Source organism: Streptomyces tendae (assembly GCF_008632955.1).
Classification (GTDB): domain Bacteria; phylum Actinomycetota; class Actinomycetes; order Streptomycetales; family Streptomycetaceae; genus Streptomyces.
On the sequence record NZ_CP043959.1, the window covers coordinates 4,814,939 to 4,831,696 of the forward strand.

Annotated in this window: 19 protein-coding genes; 13 read left to right on the forward strand and 6 right to left on the reverse strand. The window is 72.5% G+C overall.

The features are described from left to right. Positions 1 to 3: 3 nt before the first annotated feature. Positions 4 to 1,650, reverse strand: coding sequence for an FAD-dependent oxidoreductase (locus F3L20_RS22145; RefSeq protein ID WP_150155853.1), 1,647 nt, complete (start codon positions 1,648 to 1,650; stop codon positions 4 to 6). Positions 1,651 to 1,922: 272 nt separating this feature from the next. On the opposite strand from F3L20_RS22145, the gene F3L20_RS22150 reads away from it, so the two are divergent. The 7 genes from F3L20_RS22150 to F3L20_RS22180 all read left to right on the forward strand — a co-directional run bounded on the left by F3L20_RS22150 (position 1,923) and on the right by F3L20_RS22180 (position 7,237). Continuing rightward, on the forward strand, positions 1,923 to 3,047 hold the full coding sequence (locus F3L20_RS22150) for a SchA/CurD-like domain-containing protein (RefSeq protein WP_150155854.1): 1,125 nt from the start codon (positions 1,923 to 1,925) through the stop codon (positions 3,045 to 3,047). 71 nt (positions 3,048 to 3,118) lie between these two features. Next, the gene (locus F3L20_RS22155) at positions 3,119 to 3,586 is read left to right on the forward strand and encodes a cupin domain-containing protein (protein WP_145825859.1); all 468 of its coding nucleotides are present in this window, start codon (positions 3,119 to 3,121) and stop codon (positions 3,584 to 3,586) included. After that, positions 3,583 to 4,851, forward strand: a complete 1,269-nt coding sequence (locus tag F3L20_RS22160; RefSeq protein WP_150155855.1) for a beta-ketoacyl-[acyl-carrier-protein] synthase family protein — start codon at positions 3,583 to 3,585, stop codon at positions 4,849 to 4,851. Before F3L20_RS22155 ends, F3L20_RS22160 begins: the two co-directional genes overlap by 4 nt. Then, the gene (locus F3L20_RS22165) at positions 4,848 to 6,092 is read left to right on the forward strand and encodes a ketosynthase chain-length factor (protein WP_150155856.1); all 1,245 of its coding nucleotides are present in this window, start codon (positions 4,848 to 4,850) and stop codon (positions 6,090 to 6,092) included. The genes F3L20_RS22160 and F3L20_RS22165 overlap by 4 nt, the downstream gene beginning before the upstream one ends. Before the next feature lie 26 nt (positions 6,093 to 6,118). Beyond that, a complete protein-coding gene (locus F3L20_RS22170) occupies positions 6,119 to 6,379 on the forward strand; it encodes an acyl carrier protein (protein ID WP_150155857.1) in 261 nt (86 codons plus the stop codon). Positions 6,380 to 6,381: 2 nt separating this feature from the next. Then, positions 6,382 to 6,864, forward strand: a complete 483-nt coding sequence (locus F3L20_RS22175; RefSeq protein ID WP_150155858.1) for an SRPBCC family protein — start codon at positions 6,382 to 6,384, stop codon at positions 6,862 to 6,864. A 37-nt stretch (positions 6,865 to 6,901) separates the two neighbouring features. Beyond that, entirely contained in the window at positions 6,902 to 7,237 is a 336-nt protein-coding gene (locus F3L20_RS22180) for a TcmI family type II polyketide cyclase (protein ID WP_145825864.1), read from the forward strand. 90 nt (positions 7,238 to 7,327) lie between these two features. Here the strand turns inward: F3L20_RS22180 and F3L20_RS22185 are convergent, their stop codons facing one another. The 4 genes from F3L20_RS22185 to F3L20_RS22200 form a co-directional block, all read right to left on the reverse strand. Next, positions 7,328 to 8,356 (reverse strand): methyltransferase, encoded by a 1,029-nt coding sequence (locus F3L20_RS22185; protein WP_150155859.1) that lies wholly within the window; start codon positions 8,354 to 8,356, stop codon positions 7,328 to 7,330. Between the two features lie 61 nt (positions 8,357 to 8,417). Continuing rightward, on the reverse strand, positions 8,418 to 9,479 hold the full coding sequence (locus F3L20_RS22190; protein WP_150155860.1) for a right-handed parallel beta-helix repeat-containing protein: 1,062 nt from the start codon (positions 9,477 to 9,479) through the stop codon (positions 8,418 to 8,420). Positions 9,480 to 9,522: 43 nt separating this feature from the next. Beyond that, entirely contained in the window at positions 9,523 to 10,443 is a 921-nt protein-coding gene (locus F3L20_RS22195) for a GNAT family N-acetyltransferase (protein ID WP_382682419.1), read from the reverse strand. Between the two features lie 136 nt (positions 10,444 to 10,579). Then, entirely contained in the window at positions 10,580 to 11,140 is a 561-nt protein-coding gene (locus F3L20_RS22200) for an NADPH-dependent FMN reductase (RefSeq protein WP_150155861.1), read from the reverse strand. Between the two features lie 226 nt (positions 11,141 to 11,366). Between F3L20_RS22200 and F3L20_RS22205 the strand changes: the two genes are divergently transcribed. The 6 genes from F3L20_RS22205 (at position 11,367) to F3L20_RS22230 (ending at position 16,103) form a co-directional block, all read left to right on the forward strand. Continuing rightward, on the forward strand, positions 11,367 to 12,197 hold the full coding sequence (locus F3L20_RS22205) for an enoyl-CoA hydratase/isomerase family protein (protein WP_150155862.1): 831 nt from the start codon (positions 11,367 to 11,369) through the stop codon (positions 12,195 to 12,197). A 67-nt stretch (positions 12,198 to 12,264) separates the two neighbouring features. After that, complete coding sequence (locus F3L20_RS22210; RefSeq protein WP_150155863.1) at positions 12,265 to 12,735, forward strand: MarR family winged helix-turn-helix transcriptional regulator; 471 nt, start codon at positions 12,265 to 12,267, stop codon at positions 12,733 to 12,735. A 430-nt stretch (positions 12,736 to 13,165) separates the two neighbouring features. Continuing rightward, positions 13,166 to 13,885, forward strand: coding sequence for an SDR family oxidoreductase (locus tag F3L20_RS22215; RefSeq protein WP_150155864.1), 720 nt, complete (start codon positions 13,166 to 13,168; stop codon positions 13,883 to 13,885). Positions 13,886 to 13,948: 63 nt separating this feature from the next. Beyond that, entirely contained in the window at positions 13,949 to 14,695 is a 747-nt protein-coding gene (locus F3L20_RS22220; protein WP_150155865.1) for an SDR family oxidoreductase, read from the forward strand. 58 nt (positions 14,696 to 14,753) lie between these two features. Beyond that, positions 14,754 to 15,197 carry a VOC family protein gene (locus F3L20_RS22225; protein ID WP_150157461.1) on the forward strand — a complete coding sequence of 148 codons (444 nt, stop codon included), beginning with the start codon at positions 14,754 to 14,756 and terminating at the stop codon, positions 15,195 to 15,197. Between the two features lie 141 nt (positions 15,198 to 15,338). Beyond that, on the forward strand, positions 15,339 to 16,103 hold the full coding sequence (locus tag F3L20_RS22230; protein ID WP_150155866.1) for an SDR family NAD(P)-dependent oxidoreductase: 765 nt from the start codon (positions 15,339 to 15,341) through the stop codon (positions 16,101 to 16,103). A 90-nt stretch (positions 16,104 to 16,193) separates the two neighbouring features. Here the strand turns inward: F3L20_RS22230 and F3L20_RS35335 are convergent, their stop codons facing one another. Further along, the gene (locus F3L20_RS35335) at positions 16,194 to 16,667 is read right to left on the reverse strand and encodes a MarR family winged helix-turn-helix transcriptional regulator (protein ID WP_150155867.1); all 474 of its coding nucleotides are present in this window, start codon (positions 16,665 to 16,667) and stop codon (positions 16,194 to 16,196) included. Between the last annotated feature and the right edge of the window lie 91 nt (positions 16,668 to 16,758).

A 16,758-nucleotide genomic window follows, 5' to 3' on the forward strand; every position in this document is an offset into this window, starting at 1 on the left:
GCGTCAGGCGCGGGACAGCAGGGTGGTGACCGTCTCCCGCAGGGTCCGGGCCGGGTCGGCGGCCGGACCCTCGTGGCGCCAGGCGACGAAGCCGTCGGGCCGGACCAGCACCGCGCCGTCCGGCGTGACGCCGTGGGCGGCCGCCCAGTCGGTGCCCGGCTCGGGTGCCAGGTCGGCGCCCTCACCGATGCCGTACACGTCGAGCGGCACCGGGAGCCCGGCCGCCACCTCGGCCGCGGCGGCCTGCCAGGGGCTGTGCGGCGAGGTGAGCAGGACCAGCGAGCGCTCGTAGAGGTCGAGCGTGGAGACGCGGGTGCCGGCGCGGTCCAGCCACAGGTGCGGTGCGCGGCTGCCGGGCTCGCCGGTCAGGGCGACGGAGTCGGGCACCACCGGCGTCGCCGGGTCGGCGCCCAGGACCGCGCCGCTCGGATAGCGGTAGCCGAGGGCCACGTTGAGGATGCCGCCCTTGCGGCCGGTGAGCGCCGTGGTGGCCGCGGCGGGCGTGTACCCGGGGTGGCTGTGCTCCACCGAGCGGGACGAGGCGCGGGCGCTGGTCGCCTCGGCGACGGGCCGGCGCTCGCGGTCGTAGGTGTCGAGCAGGCCGGGTCCGGCCCAGCCGCCGAGCACCGCCGCCAGCTTCCAGGCGAGGTTGTGGGCGTCCTGGATCCCGGTGTTGGAGCCGAAGGCGCCGGTGGGCGACATCTCGTGGGCCGAGTCGCCGGCCAGGAACACCCGTCCGTCGGCGTACCGTTCGGCGACCCGCTCGGCGGCGTGCCAGGCGGCCCGGCCGGTGATCGTCACGTCCAGGTCGGGGACGCCCACGGCCCGCCGGATGTGCGCGACGCACCGCTCGTCGGTGAACTCTTCGATCGTCTCGCCGTGTTCGGGGTGCCAGGGCGCGTGGAAGACCCAGCGCTCGCGGTTGTCCACCGGCAGCAGCGCCCCGTCGCCGTCCGGACTGGTGAGGTAGCAGACGATGAACCGGCGGTCGCCGACGACGGCGGCGAGGTCGCGCGAGGTGAAGGTGACGCTGACGTTGTGGAACAGGTCGCCGGGACCGGTGTGCCCGATGCCCAGCGCCTCGCGCACGGGGCTGCGCGGACCGTCCGCGGCCACCAGGTAGTCCGCCCTGACCGTGGTGTGCTCGCCGGTCTCCCGGCTCTTGACCAGGGCCGTCACCCCGTCGGCATCCTGGTCGAAGGACATCATCTCGGTGCTGAAGCGCAGATCGCCGCCCAGTTCCCGGGCGCTGCGCAGCAGCACCGGCTCCAGGTCGTTCTGGCTGCACAGGCACCAGCCGGCCGGGCTGAAGCGGGCGAGTCCGCCGCCCGGGTCGATCTCCCTGAACAGCCACTCGCCGGCGTCCCCCACCAGGCTCGGTGTCTGCAGGATGCCGTGGTTGTCCGCCAGCACCGACGCGGCCTCGACGATCCTGCCGTCCACGCCGGCCGTGCGGAACAGCTCCATCGTGCGGACGTTGTTGCCCCGCCCGCGCGGGTGGATCGACGTGCCCGCATGACGCTCGACGAGCGTGTGCGGCACACCGAGCCGCCCCAGGAACAGGGACGTGGACAGACCCACCAGGGAGCCCCCCACGATGAGGACGGGCGTGCGGTGGACCGCCTCGCCGGCCGTACCCGATCGGTTCATTGAAACGCCTCCAGCGTTCGCCCGGGTCGTGTGTGGAACGGGACCTCGATTTCATCCCCGGTGCGGGGCCCTTCGCGTCCGGGCGGCACCCGGTTGGCGCGCGGTTCACCCGCGTGCCCCGTGTCGCTCGCGCGCTTCCCGGGGCGCGCCGACCATCGACACATGGCGACCCCCTGCCCATCGGACACGGCGGTCGTTCCTGACCTTCCGTGAAGAGCTTCCGGAAGAAGCCCCGCGCAGGGGTTTCCCGAACTAGAGGAGAGGTGCGCCGGATGACCATGTCGGGACGCATATCGCAGTCGGCCTTCGACGGCTCCAGGCTGCGGGTGATCCTGCTGCTCGACCTGTACGAGGGGGCGCAGGAGCAGTTCCTCGAGGCGTACGAGCACATGCGCAGCAAGGTCGCGTCCGTGCCCGGTCACATCAGCGACCAGCTGTGCCAGTCGATCGAGAACCCCTCGCAGTGGCTGATCACCAGCGAGTGGGAGAGCGCCCCCCCGTTCCTCGCGTGGGTGAACAGCGAGGAGCACGTGGAGACGGTCCGGCCGATGCACAGCTGTGTGCGGGACACCCGGTCGATGCGCTACAGCGTCGTGCGCGAGACCATGCCCGAGCGCCCCCTGGGCTCCGAGTCCGCCAGGGCGGGCCTGCAGTCGTCCGTGCGGGTGGGCGACGGTGTGGCGCGCCACGCCCTCACCTTCACCGTCAAGCCGGGCTCCGAGTCCAAGGTCGCGGAGCTGCTGGCCGGCTACGAGTCGCCCAAGGCCCAGGTCGACGACACCACGCGGCTGCGCCGCACCTCGCTGTTCATGCACGGCAACCGGGTCGTGCGGGCCGTCGAGGTGGAGGGCGACCTGCTCGCCGCGCTGCGCCACGTGGCGCGCCAGCCGGAGGTGCGGGCGGTCGAGGAGGCCATCAACCCCTATCTGGAGCAGGACCGGGACCTGACCGACCCCGAGTCCGCGCGGCTGTTCTTCACCCGGGCCGCGCTGCCCGCCGTGCACCACGTGACGTCCGGCCGGCCGGAGCCCGCCGGGCTGCGGCGGCACGCGCTGTACTACCCGGCCGTCCAGGGCCGGGGCATGGAGCTGGCCCGCTTCCTCGCCCGGCAGGACGAGACCGCGGCCGGCGACCCGGACAGCCCGGTGTTCGCGAGCACCGTGTTCCAGCGGGACGACATCGTCGTCCGTCTCGTCGATGTCACCGGCGACCTCGACCTGGACCCGCTCGCCGCACTCGGCATCACGGGCCCGGGCAAGGCGGCGGAGCTGGAGCGTCTCCTGGACGGCGCCGCGATCGGCGTCGAGGGCTCCCTGGACCAGGAGCGCACCCTCAACCGGCTGCTGTCGCACGCCGACATGCTGCCCGTCACCGACCGCAGCGCGACGGCTTCCTGACGGTCAACCGCGGTGACGTCCGTGGCCGCCCGAGCGCCCGGACGTCACCGGTACACCCGGAGGTATCAACCATGTCCAAGCAGCATCCACGCATCGTGGACCTGAGCGAGACGGAACCCAACCGCCGACGCGGGGGTGACCTCAGGACCCTGCTGACCCCGGCCACCGTGGGCTCCACGAGCGGCTTCATGGGGCTGGCCGTCATCAAGCCCGGCGAGCGCATCGCCGAGCACTACCACCCGTACTCCGAGGAGTTCGTGTACGTCGTCAACGGCGCGCTCGAAGTGGACCTGGACGGCGAGCCGTTCGCGCTCCGCGCCGAGCAGGGGCTGATGATCCCGATCGACATGCGGCACCGCTTCCGCAACGTCGGTGACGAGGAGGCCCGCATGGTGTTCCACCTGGGTCCCCTGGCACCCCACCCGAGCCTCGGGCACGTCGACACGGAGGAGACCGAAAGCGCGCTCTCCGGACCGCAGTTGACGGTGGGCGGACCGGAGGCGGGCCGCCCGGCCGAGCCGAGCGAGGCCATAAAATGACCCGGCGGGTGGCCGTCACCGGAATCGGTGTGGTCGCTCCCGGCGGCATCGGGGCGACGGCGTTCTGGGACCTGCTGGCCGCCGGCCGCACCGCGACCCGCGGCATCACCCTGTTCGATCCGGCGGGCCTGCGCTCGCGCATCGCCGCCGAGTGCGACTTCGACCCGTTCGAGCACGGCCTGGACGCGGATCTCTGCCAGCACGCCGACCGCTACATCCAGTTCGCCGTGGTCGCGGCCCGGGAGGCGGTCCGGCAGTCCGGGCTGGACACCGGGGCCGTGGACCCGTGGCGCACCGCGGTGTCCCTGGGCAGCGCGGTCGGCGGCACCACCCGGCTGGAACACGACTACGTGCTGGTCAGCGAGAGCGGCCGGCGCTGGGACGTGGACCACACCAAGGCGGACCCGAAACTGCACCTGGCGTTCGCGCCGAGCACCCTCGCCTCCACCGTGGCCGAGCGGTTCGACGCCCGGGGCCCGGTGCAGACGGTCTCCACCGGCTGCACCTCCGGACTCGACGCCGTCGGCTACGCGTTCCACACCATCAGCGAGGGCCGGGCCGACGTCTGCATCGCCGGGGCGTCGGACTCGCCGATCTCACCGATCACGATGGCCTGCTTCGACGCCATCAAGGCGACGTCGCCCAACAACGACGACCCGGAGCACGCCTCACGGCCGTTCGACGCCCGGCGCGACGGGTTCGTGATGGGCGAGGGCGCGGCGGTGCTGGTGCTGGAGGAGTACGAGCACGCGCGGGCGCGCGGCGCGGACATCCTCTGCGAGATCAGCGGCTACGCCACCTACGGCAACGCCTACCACATGACCGGACTGACCAGTGAGGGCCTGGAAATGGCGCGGGCCATCGACAGCACCCTCGACCAGGCCCGTATCGATCCCACCCGGATCGACTACGTGAACGCGCACGGTTCCGGCACCCGGCAGAACGACCGGCACGAGACGGCCGCGGTGAAGCGGTCGCTGGGCGCGCACGCGTACGAGACGCCCATGAGCTCCATCAAGTCGATGGTGGGGCACTCACTCGGCGCCATCGGCGCCATCGAGGTGGCCGCCTGCGTGCTCGCGCTGCGACACCAGGTCGTGCCGCCGACGGCGAACTACGAGACCCCCGACCCGGAGTGCGACCTGGACTACGTGCCGCGCACCGCCCGCCCGCGGAAGCTGGAGCACGTGCTCTCCGTCGGCAGCGGGTTCGGCGGTTTCCAGTCCGCGGTGCTGCTGTCCGGGGCAGGCGGGAGGACACGATGAGCAAGCGGCGTTCCGGGCGTGCGGCCGTCACCGGCATCGGTGTGGTCGCGCCCAACGGACTGCGCACCGACGCCTACTGGAAGTCGGTGCGCGAGGGGCTCGGCGTACTGGACCTGATCACCCGCGAGGGCTGTGAGCACCTTCCGCTGCGGGTGGCGGGCGAGGTGCGGTCCTTCGACCCGACGGCCCTCATCGAGGACCGCTTCCTGGTGCAGACCGACCGGTTCAGTCATTTCGCGATGGCGGCGGCCGCGCTCGCCCTCGACGACGCCGGACTGGGCGGCGCACCCGACGATCCGTACTCGGTCGGCGTGGTCACCGCGGCCGGCTCCGGCGGCGGCGAGTTCGGCCAGCGCGAGCTGCAGAAATTGTGGAGCCAGGGCTCCAAGTTCGTCGGACCGTACCAGTCGATCGCCTGGTTCTACGCGGCGAGCACCGGGCAGATCTCCATCCGCGGCGGCCTCAAGGGGCCGTGCGGGGTGGTGGCGAGCGACGAGGCGGGCGGTCTGGACTCCCTCGCGCACGCGGCCCGCGCGGTGCGACGCGGCACCGACGTCATGGTCGTGGGGGCGGCGGAGGCACCGCTGGCCCCGTACTCGATGGTCTGCCAGCTCGGCTACCCCGAACTCAGCACCCTCGACGACCCCGACCGCGCGTACCGCCCGTTCACGGAGAAGGCGTGCGGTTTCGTGCCCGCGGAGGGCGGTGCGCTGCTCGTCGTCGAGGACGAGGAGCGCGCCCGTGAGCGCGGGGTCCCCGTACGGGGTGTCGTGGCCGGTCACTCGGCCACGTTCACCGGGGCCTCCCGCTGGGCGGAGTCCCGTGAGGGCCTCGCGCACGCGATCACCGGCGCCCTCGACGACGCGGGCGTCGCCCCGGAGGAGATCGACGTGGTGTTCGCCGACGCCCTGGGCGTGCCCGAGGCGGACCGGGCGGAGGCGCTGGCGATCGCCGACGCCCTCGGCGCGCACGGCACGCGGGTGCCGGTGACGGCGCCCAAGACCGGCTACGGCCGGGCGTACTGCGGGGCGCCCGTGCTGGACACGGTGGCCGCGCTGCTGGCCATGGAACACGGCCTGGTGCCGCCCACGCCCAACGTGTTCGACATCTGCCACGACATCGATCTGGTGACCTCGCACGCTCGCCCCGCCGAGCTGCGCACCGCCCTCGTCCTCAGCCGGGGACTGATGGGCTCCAACGCGGCGCTGGTCGTGCGCCGCGGTGACGATTCCGCCCGGTGATCCGGGCGGGGAAGGAGCAGTCACCCATGATCACCACCGAAGTGACCTTCGGCGAACTGGCCGCGCTGATGAAGCAGGCGGCCGGCATCACCGTCGACCCCAAGGAACTCAAGGACGCCGCGGAGTCCCCCTTCGACTCCTTCGGCCTCGACTCGCTCGGCCTGCTCGGCATCGTCGGCGAGCTGGAGAACCGGTACGGCGTGTCGCTGCCGCCCGACTCGGAGCGCTGCAGGACGCCCCGGGAGTTCCTGAACCTCGTCAACAGCACCCTCACGGCTGGAGTTTGAAAGTGGCAGGACACACGGAGAACAGCATCACCGTCGACGCTCCCTTCGACCTCGTCTGGGAGATGACCAACGACCTGGAGAACTGGCCGCGGCTGTTCAGCGAGTACGCGTCCGTGGAGGTCATCTCCCGGGAAGGCACCACGACGACGTTCCGGCTGACCATGCACCCGGACGAGAACGGCAAGGTGTGGAGCTGGGTCTCGGAGCGCACCCCCGACCGCGAGAAGCGGATCGTGCGCGCCCGCCGCGTGGAGACCGGCCCGTTCGCCCACATGGACATCCTGTGGGAGTACCAGGAGGTGCCGGGCGGGATCGAGATGCGCTGGACGCAGGACTTCGCGATGAAGCCCGACGCCCCGGTCGACGACGCGTGGATGACGGACAACATCAACCGCAACTCCCGCACCCAGATGGCGCTCATCCGGGACAAGATCGAGCAGGCCGCCCGCGAGACCGAGAGCGCGTCCGTCGCGTCCTCGCGCTGAGCACCGCTCCCGCCCGCGGGACACGGAAGGACATCCCATGCACCACGCCCTGATCGTCGCCCGGATGAAGCCCGGTTCGGCGCCGCACATCGCCGACGTGTTCGCCGCCTCGGACCGCGGTGAGCTCCCCCACCTGGTCGGCGTCAGCCGGCGCAGTCTCTTCCAGTTCGGGGACGACGTCTACCTGCACCTCATCGAGTCCGAGCAGGACCCGGCGCCGGCCATCGCGAAGGTGGCCTCGCACCCCGAGTTCCGCCGGGTCAGCCAGGAGCTGGAGGCGTACGTCAGCGCGTACGACCCGGCCACGTGGCGCAGCCCGAAGGACGCCATGGCTCAGTGCTTCTACCGCTGGGAGCGTGGCGCCGGCTCCTGAGCCGCCGCACCTGGAGAACCCCGAGGCCGCCGGTCCCGCGTCAGACGCGGAGCCGGCGGCCTCGGGGTGTGCGGCCTGTGCCGTCGTGGGTCAGCCGGCGACGGTGCACTCGAAGGCGTGCAGGTAGGCGTTGACCGGGCGGATCCCGCCGATGGCCAGGCCCGCCTCGGTGAGGCGGTCCACCATGCTCTGCCGGGTGTGCTTGGCACCGCCGACGTTGAGGAGCAGCAGCAGGTCCATGGCGGTGGTGAAGCGCATGGACGGGGTGTCGTCGACGAGGTTCTCGATGACGACGACCCGGGCCCCGGGCCGCGCCGAGCGGCGGATGGCGGCCAGCACCCGGCGGGTGCTGTCGTCGTCCCACTCCAGGACGTTCTTGATGATGTACACATCGGCCTGGACGGGCACGTCCTCGCGGCAGTCGCCGGGCACGACGCGGACCCGGTCCGCGAGCGCGCCGCCTCCGCGCAGCCGGGGGTCGGCGTTCTCGACGACGCCCGGCAGGTCGAGCAGGGTGCCGTGGAGGTGGGGGTGCTTCTCCAGCAGGCTGGCCAGGACGTGTCCCTGTCCGCCGCCGATGTCCACCACGGAGGAGGCGTCGTCCAGGTCGAGCAGCTTGGCCACGTCCCGCGCGGACTGCTCGCTGGAGGTGGTCATGGCCCGGTTGAAGACGTGGGCGGACTCGGGGGCCGACTCGTTGAGATAGGTGAAGAACTCCTGGTCGTACACGTCCTCGAAGACGTTGCCGCCGGTGCGCACCGCCTCGTCGAGCCGCGGCCAGACGTTCCAGGTCCAGGGTTCGGTGCACCACAGGGCGATGTAGCGCAGGCTGTGCGGGTCGTCCTCGCGCAGCAGCCGGGACATCTCCGTGTGCTCGAAGCTGCCGTCGGGGTTCTCGGTGAAGACGCCCTGGCACGACAGCGCGCGGAGCAGCCGGCGCAGGGTGTGCGGCTGGGTCTTCACCGCCGCCGCCAGGTCGTCGACGGTCATGGGGTCGTCGTCCAGCGCGTCGGGCACGCCCAGGCGGACGGCCGCGCGAACGGCGGCCGCGCAGGCCGCCCCGAATACGAGCTCCCTCAGCCGCATGGGCGGCGGGGGAGCCGGATCAACGGTGGTCATCCGTTGCCTCGCTTCTGCTGTTGTGCCGTGGGTGGGGGGTGGGGTGGGGAGGGCTGACGGGTCAGCACATTCCTGCGGGTTCGGAGAGGGTGCAGGTGTTGCGGCTGAAGGTGTTGGTCTTCGCGGTGTCGCGGTTGGCCAGGTCGGCCGGGCTGTTGCCGGTCACCAGGTTGTCGCGGACGTCGTTGCGCTCGCTGGGCGTGCCGACGAGGCTCTTGAACAGCACGATGCCGCCGGACAGCGGGGAGGTGCCCTTGTTGTTCTCGACCCGGTTGAAGGCCACGCGGGTCTCCTCGACACCGGTGAGGACGATGCCCGAGCCCTGGAGGAAGGGCAGCCGGGGCGTCTTGGCGCAGTACTTGTTGTTGCCGTGGATGTTGTTCCAGGACACGCTCAGGTGGCCGGCCCGGGGCTTGGACTCGTCGCCCACGACGAACACGGCGGCGCAGTTGCCGGTGGCCTCGTTGTGGTCGACGCTGAGGTTCCGCAGCCGGCGCACGGTGACGCCGACGCGGTTCTCGGCGGTCTTGTTGTAGCGGATCACCGTCTTCTTGGCGTCCCGAGCGCCTTCCTCGGTGTCGACGGTGTTGGCGACGAACAGTCCGGCGTCGCCGTTCTTCCGGGTGACGTTGTGGCTGAGCACGCCGCGCACGGAACGTTCCTGGGCGATGCCCCACTGACCGTTCTTCTCGGCGATGACGTGGCGGACCTTGAGGTTGTCGGTCGCGGTGGCCCACACCCCGTTCTTGGCGTATCCACGCACCGTCAGGTGGCGTACGGAGACGTTCTTGAGCGGCTTCTTGTCGGTGCCGGTGACGCAGACGCCGTTGCCTGCCTTGGCACAGGCGGACGTGCCCGCCTTCGCGGCCGGCCGCAGCACGGTGCGGCCCGCGGCGTCACCCCGCAGGGTGATGCCGGACTTCTTGATGTCGACGCTCTGCCTGTAGGTGCCGGCGGCCAGGAGAACGGTGTCCCCCGACTTGGCCGCGTCCACGGCCTTCTGGATGGACTGCCCCGGCTGCACGCGGTGCACGGTCGTCAGATGGGACGACGGGGCGGCACCGATCCCCGCGGCCACGACGGCGGTGGTGCAGGCGAGATACACGATGTGACGTTTGTTCATGGAGCCGAAGCTATGAGCGGGCGTTGTGCCCCGCCACCGGTGATCACCCAGCCGGGCGCGGTACCGCGGCGGGCCGGGGTGCCGCGTCCCGGCGCAGGTCCCGGAGCTCGGGAAGACGCCGGAAACCGGCCGACGCGTAGGTGGCGACGGCGGCCGTGTTGGAGCTGGGGGTGCACACCACGGCGCTCGACGAGCCCAGCTCCCGGAGTGCGGCCGCCGCGGCGAGGGTGACCGCCCGGCCGTGGCCCCGGCCGCGATGGTCCCGGTGCACCCCCAGCGGTTCCAGCAGCCCGGGACGCCCCGGGCCGGCCGACCACACGGTCACCGCCGCCACGGCGTCGCCCCGTTCGTCGTACGCGACCAGGCAGCGGGCGTCGGCGTACGTCGGGGCGGCGGCCATCGCGTGCCAGGCGTCCTCCGTGAAGGCCGAGTTGGCGAACGCGGCCCGCTGCACGGCGCTGCGCACCCGCGCATCGTCCGGTCCGGTCACCTCGATGCGTACGCCCGTGCCGGGCACCGGAGCGGCGAGGTCACGGTGCAAGGGTGTCCACGGCTCGTCGTCCTTCCAGCCGGCGTCGGCGAGGGTCTCCCGGACCAGCGCGCCCCGCGGGGCCTCGACGTACACCGTCCCCCCGGGCAGGACACCCCGCCCGGGGTCCGTGAGGTCCGCGGTGAGCCGCCGCGCCACGTCCTCGTTCCGCCGGGCGTCGGGCGCGAGGGCCAGACGCAGCAGGTCGGGGCCGTCCAGCAGGCCGACGGCGACGGTCTCTCCGCCGCGCCGCCACACCCTGACCGCCTCAGCGGCCGCGCCGTCACCGAACCGCAGGAACCAGCCCACGTCCCCCGGGTGCAGCTGTACGGGCGCCCCTTCGTGCTGCCATTCCCGCAGCGCCCGCACGGCCTCGTCCAGCCCGCCGGCTCCCGCCCCGCCCACCTCGGGCCCCATGCCCACCTCGACCGCCATGCCCCGATGACACACCATCACGCCGCGGTCCGGTGGGCGTACGGCACATCTCGCCGGAACACGGCCGTCGGTGCCGGCCCGGGGCTGTCCCGGGCCGGCACCGGCGTCCCGTCCGGGCGGGCCGGGGCGCTGCCGCTCAGGCGGCGCGCAGCGGCTCCAGCGCCTTGGCCCAGGCCACCACCTGGTCCAGGGTGGTGGTCAGGGTGGCGTACTGGACGTCCGCGGGCTTGAAGGTGCTGAAGTTCTCGAAGTCCGTGAACAGGGAGAGGGCCACCTGCGAGCGGACGTCGGCCAGCTGCAGCTCCCCCGCGATGCCGCGCAGGTGCTCCACGGCACGGGTGCCGCCGACCGATCCGTAGCTGACGAACCCGACGGCCTTGTTGTTCCACTCGGCGTAGAGGTAGTCGATGGCGTTCTTCAGGGCGCCCGGCACGGAGCGGTTGTACTCCGGCGTCACGATGACGAACCCGTCCAGGGACGCGATCTTCTCGGCCCAGGGTCCGGTGTGCGGCCGGGTGTAGTTGCCCAGGGACGCCGGGTACGGCTCGTCCAGGACGGGGAGCTCGTAGTCGAGGAGATCGACGATCTCGAACTCCGCGTCGGTGCGCCGGGCGGCGACCTCGTGCACCCAGCGGGCCACGGCCTCGCCGTTGCGGCCCGGGCGGGTGCTGCCGAGGATGATGCCAATCTTGGTCATGACCGACCTTTCGTGCGGAAACAGCGTGGGAAATCACGAAGAAATTGCCTCGCCAAGCAATTTCATGACGAAGGTACGACTATGTGCTTGACGAGTCAAGTAAGTCGGCGAGGGGGCGGACGCCTGCCGACCCAGGTCCTCCGCGCAGGGCATTCGGGCGGTACTGGCCTGGATTGGGCAGCGGACCACGGGGTCCGCCCCCCTCCCCCGCAGACGGGAGCAGCCGATGAGCGGCGAGACCCAGTTCGATGTCCGGGAGATCAGCCCCTCCTACTGGCGGGTCACCTTCTCCAACGGGGAGATCAATCTGATCGACCCCGACACCATCGAGCAGCTGGCGGACCTGATCACCCGCATCGAGCGGGCTCCCGAGCTCACGGTGGTGGTGTTCCGCAGCGCCAACCCGGACTTCTTCATGGCGCACTACGACATGCCGGCGGACCGCTCGCGGGTGGCCGCCATGAAATCGGCGGCCTCCGGCCTGCACCCCTACGCCGACAACGTGTACCGCCTGGCCACGGTCCCCGCCGTCACCGTCAGCGAGATCAACGGCCGCGCCCGCGGTGCCGGCAGCGAGTTCGCGCTGGCCACCGGCATCCGGTTCGCCGGGCCGGACGCCGTCCTCGGCCACTTCGAGGTCGGTGTCGGGTCGGTGCCCGGCGGCGATCCCACGGGACGGCTGGGCAGGATGCTGGGCCGGGGGCGTGCGCTGGAGATCCTCCTGGGCGCCGACGACTTCCCCGCGGACCTCGCCGAGCGGTACGGCTACGTCAACCGCGTCCTGCCGGACGGTGAGCTGGAACGCGTCGTCGACGGCTTCGCCCGCAGGATCGCCGGGTTCGACAGGACGGCCGTGCGGGAGACCAAGTCGCTCGTCGACGCGGTCACCGAGCCTCCCGTCGAGGAGTTCGGCGCCGCGCTCTCGGCGTTCTTCCGCACGTCCGGCCGCCCGGTCAACGCGCACCGCGTCGAGCGGCTCCTCGAGGCCGGGCTCCAGAAGCCCGACGGCGTGGAACTCGACCTCGGCCGGCGGATCGGCACCCCTCCCGGCCCCTGACGGTGGGCGGACGCCCCGGAACGGCGCGACGTTTGCCGAAGATACTTCGCCGTGCAACCATCTGGGCATGGCGACCGCGACTCCAGATCCCGCCCCGGCCGGGCCGCGACCTCTCACCCCCGACGAGGAAGCCGTGGTGCGGGCCCTCCCCCGGCTCATCCACGCGCTGCCGCGCGCCATCGACGCGGACATGGTGCGCGAGCAGCGGCTGCCCAACACGGAGTACCTGGCCCTGATGCACCTGTCGGAGGCCCCGGACCGCCGCTTGCGCATGAGCGACCTCGCGGACGCCTGCGAGATGTCACTGAGCGGCACCACACGCGTCGTGCAGCGGCTGGAAAGCCAGGGGTTCGTCCGGCGGACCCGCTGCCCGGAGGACGCCCGGGGCTGGAACGCGGCCCTCACGGACGCGGGCCTCCGACGGCTGGAGGAGGCATGGCCCACCAACCTGGCCGCCGTCCGCCGGTACTTCCTGGACCATCTGGCGGGCCTGGACCTCGGGCAGCTGGCCGCGGCGCTGCACAAGGTCGCGACCTGAGCCGAGCCGGCCACCGGCGGTCACGCCACTCAACGACGCGCACGGACACACCCGGTCCGCGCCGTCGCGCACCGGCACCCGGCACGGCCGGTCGGCCGACGGCGTCGAGCGGAACGGCGGGGAACGAAGTCCCTTCTTCGCGTAGCAGTCGGGCGGGCGGCGCGGGAACTGGCCCGCGAGGTGGGCCGGCGGGACGAGACACCGCCCGCCGACCACCCCTACGACGATCCCCAGCCGTTCGACCGTCTGCTCCAGGGAGGATGAGGCCCGCTCCGACGCGCCACGGGCGCCTGGACGCCGGGTGCCCGCTCGGCCGTTCGAGTGGTGGCGCGCAGCCCCGCGCTGTAGCGTCGGAACGGCCGGCCACGGCCTCGAACCGCCTCCCGACCGGTGGTCCGTGGCGGCTGTCCCCGCGCCGGGGGAGGTCTCCATGAAGCTCGAAGGATCCGTGGCGTTCGTGACGGGCGCCAACCGAGGACTCGGGGAGCAGTTCGTACGCGCCCTGTTCGACGCGGGGGCGGCCAAGGTCTACGCGGGAGCCCGCGACCCCGGCAAGGTCGCCGTACCGGGGGCGGTCCCGGTGGCCGTGGACATCACCGACCACGACTCCGTGGCCGCGGCGTCCCGAGCGGCTCCGGACGTGACGCTGCTCGTGAACAACGCGGGGTCGACCACCCGCGCCCACATCCTCGACGGCGATCTTGATGCGTTCCGGCGGGAGTTCGAGACGCACGTGGTGGGCACGCTCGCGATGAGCCGGGCCTTCGCCCCGGTGCTCGGACGCAACGGCGGGGGCGCCGTCGTCAACGTCCTCTCCGTGCTGTCCTGGGTGTCCATCCCGGTCAGCGCCGGGTACGCCGCGGCGAAGGCCGCCGAGTGGTCGGTCACCAACGCCCTGCGCCTGGCCCTCGCCGGCCAGGGCACCCAGGTCACCGCCCTGCACGTCAGCTATCTCGCGACCGACATGGCGGCGGGCGTGCCGGGGCCGAAGTCCGACCCCGGCGAGGTGGCCCGCACCGCCCTCGACGGCGTCGCGGCCGGGCAGCCCGAGGTGCTCGGCGACGACGTCAGCCGGCGGGTCCGGGCGGCCCTGCCGGAAGGGCCCACCGCGCTGTACCCCCAGTTGCGCGGCGGCCCGTCCCTTGTCTGATGCGGGACCCTGCCGCCCGGGTCCGTGACCGGGCCGTCCCGCGCACCGACGCCGGAGGCACCCATGGCGAGCGACGCCCCTCTCCCCCGTGACCTGGCGGGCCAGACCGTGGTGGTGATCGGCGCGAGTTCCGGCATCGGACTGGCGACGGCACGTCAGGCACGGGCGCACGGTGCCCGGGTGGTGATGGCCGGACGCGACCGGGAACGGCTGGATCGAGCGGCGGCGGACGTCGGGGCGGAGCGGACGGCGACCGTGGACGCCGCCGACCCCGACGCCCTGCGGCGGTTCTTCGCGGACCTGCCCGGCGCGGTCGACCACGTCGTCTCGACCGCCGGCGCCCCCTGGTACATGCCGCTGGCCGAGATGGACGTCGACGAGGCGCGTGCCGTCTTCGGGCAGCGCCTCGCCCTCAGCCTCGGCGTCGCCAAGTACGGCGCCGCCGTGGTCCGTGACGCGGGGACGCTGGTGTTCGTCGGCGGCACCGGTGGCCGCCGCCCCTCCGTCGGCGGGGCCGTGACGTCGGCCCTCACCGCCGCACTGCCCGCCCTGACCGCGAATCTGGCACTCGAACTGGCACCGGTGCGGGTCAATCTCGTCGCGCCCGGCTTCGTCGACACGCCGCTGTCCGCGTCGCTGCTGGGCGACGGGCTGGAGGCGCGGCGGGAGCAGCTGCGCGCCGCCCTCCCGATCAGGCGGGTCGTCGGCCCGGACGACGTGGCCGCACTGGCCGTGCACCTGATGTGCAACGAGGCCGTGACGGGCGCCACGTACGACATCGACGGCGGGCAGCAGCTGCTGTCCCCGTGACCGCACGGCGGTTCCGTCCGGAGCCGGCGTGACCGACGCAGAACAGGAAGGGTCCACCATGGACATGAAGCTCGAAGTGGCAGTGGTTCCGGTGTCCGACGTCGACCGTGCGAAGAGCTTCTACGAAGGTCTGGGATGGCGGCTCGACGCCGACTTCACCGCCGACGACGGTCTGCGCGTGGTGCAGGTGACACCGCCGGGGTCCGCCTGCTCGGTGATCTTCGGTGACCAGGTCAGCGAGGCCGCGCCGGGATCGGCCGAGGGACTGCACCTCGTCGTGCGGGACATCGAGGCGGCCCGCGAGGAGCTGGCGCGCAGGGGTGTCACCGTGAGCGAGGTGTTCCACGACGCCGGCGGGGTCTTCCACCACGGGGGCACGAAGGCACGGCTGTCGGGCCGCGACCCCGAGGGACGCAGCTACAGCTCGTTCCTGTCCTTCGACGACCCGGACGGCAACGGCTGGATCGTGCAGGAGATCACGGAGCGCCTGCCCGGCCGCTGACCCGCGCACCCACCGGACGACGCCGGCTCTCCCCCGTTCACGACGTCGTTTGACGCGCGGGTCCGCGCGACGCACACTTGCTTCGTCAAGCAAGGACATGTCCGGCATGTGGCACGGACACCGGATCTGGAGCTTTTCCTCATGGGCATACTCGACGAGAAGATCGTCCTCATCACCGGAACCGGCGGCGGCATGGGACGGGTCGCCTCCCTGGTCTTCGCCAGGGAGGGCGCGCGCGTCGTCGGCGCCGACATCAACCCCGACGGGAACGCCGGGACGGTCGACATGGTGCGCGCCGCGGGCGGCCTGATGACCGGCTTCGCGCCGGTCGACCTCACCGACCCCGAGCAGGTGCGCGAGCTGGTGGAGAACGCCGCGGGCGTGTACGGCGGCCTGGACGTGGTCTACAACAACGCGGCCCTGCAGCGTTTCGGTCCCCTGCCGGACTTCTCCGTGGAGGACTGGCGGACGACCGTGGCGGGCGAACTCGACATCCCCTTCTTCGTGTCGAAGTACGCCTGGCCGCATCTGGTCGCGCGTGGCGGCGGCGTGCTGATCAACGTGGCCTCGGAGGCGGGGATGATCGCCGGCGCGCACCCCCCGATGGTGGCGCACACGGCCGCCAACGCCGGAGTGATCGGCATGACCCGGCAGATGGCCCTGGAGGGCGCCCCGCACGGCATCCGCGCGGTGGCCGTCAGCCCGGGTCCGGTGCTCACCCCGGCCAGCGACCGGGACCTCGGCGACAACCAGGCGCTGCGCGAGGCGATCACCGCCAAGACGCTCCTCAAGCGCTTCGGGCGCCCCGAGGAGGTGGTGGAGCTGGCCGCCTTCCTCGCCTCGGACCGGGCGTCGTACATCACCGGGGCCAACTACGCCGTCGACGGCGGCTCCAGCGCCTGGTGACGGGCGCGGACGCCACGGAGGGCGGGCCGGTGACGCGCCTCCCGCTCCGGGACGCGACGCTGCGGCGGATCTCACGGGTCCGCCGCACGGTCATGTGGCGACGTTCTGCAGCGCCGCGGCGAGCTTCCTGAGGTCCAGCTCCGTCAGGTGGTCGAGGAAGTGGCGCCGCACCGAGGCGAGGTTGCTGGGCCACGCCTCCTCCAGCCGGGCCAGGCCCGCGTCGGTCAGCCGGGCGTTCAGACCCCGGGCGTCCTCCTCGGACCGGATCCGACGGATGAGCCCCTGGGTCTCCAGCCGCGTCGCCAGGCGGGTCATGCCGCTGAGGGACATCTCGACCGACGCGGCGAGTTCGCTCATGCGCAGCTGCCGGTCCGGGGCCTCCGACAGGCTCACCAGCGCCAGGTACTCGACGAGCGACATGCGCTGCTCGCGCAGCATGTCGGCGTCGATGGCGCGGGGCAGCGCGTAGATGACGCGGCTGAGTGAGCGCACCACGGCCTCCTCGTCCGGGGTGAGGGGCTCGGGCCGTTGCTCAGCGGGGTCCTTCCGCGCGACGCGTGACATGGCGCCATGCTACGTGCCGCTCCGTACCGGACCGGGAGCGGCCGGGCGGTGCGTCACCGCACGCCGGGCGATGTCGTGCCCGGAGGAGCAC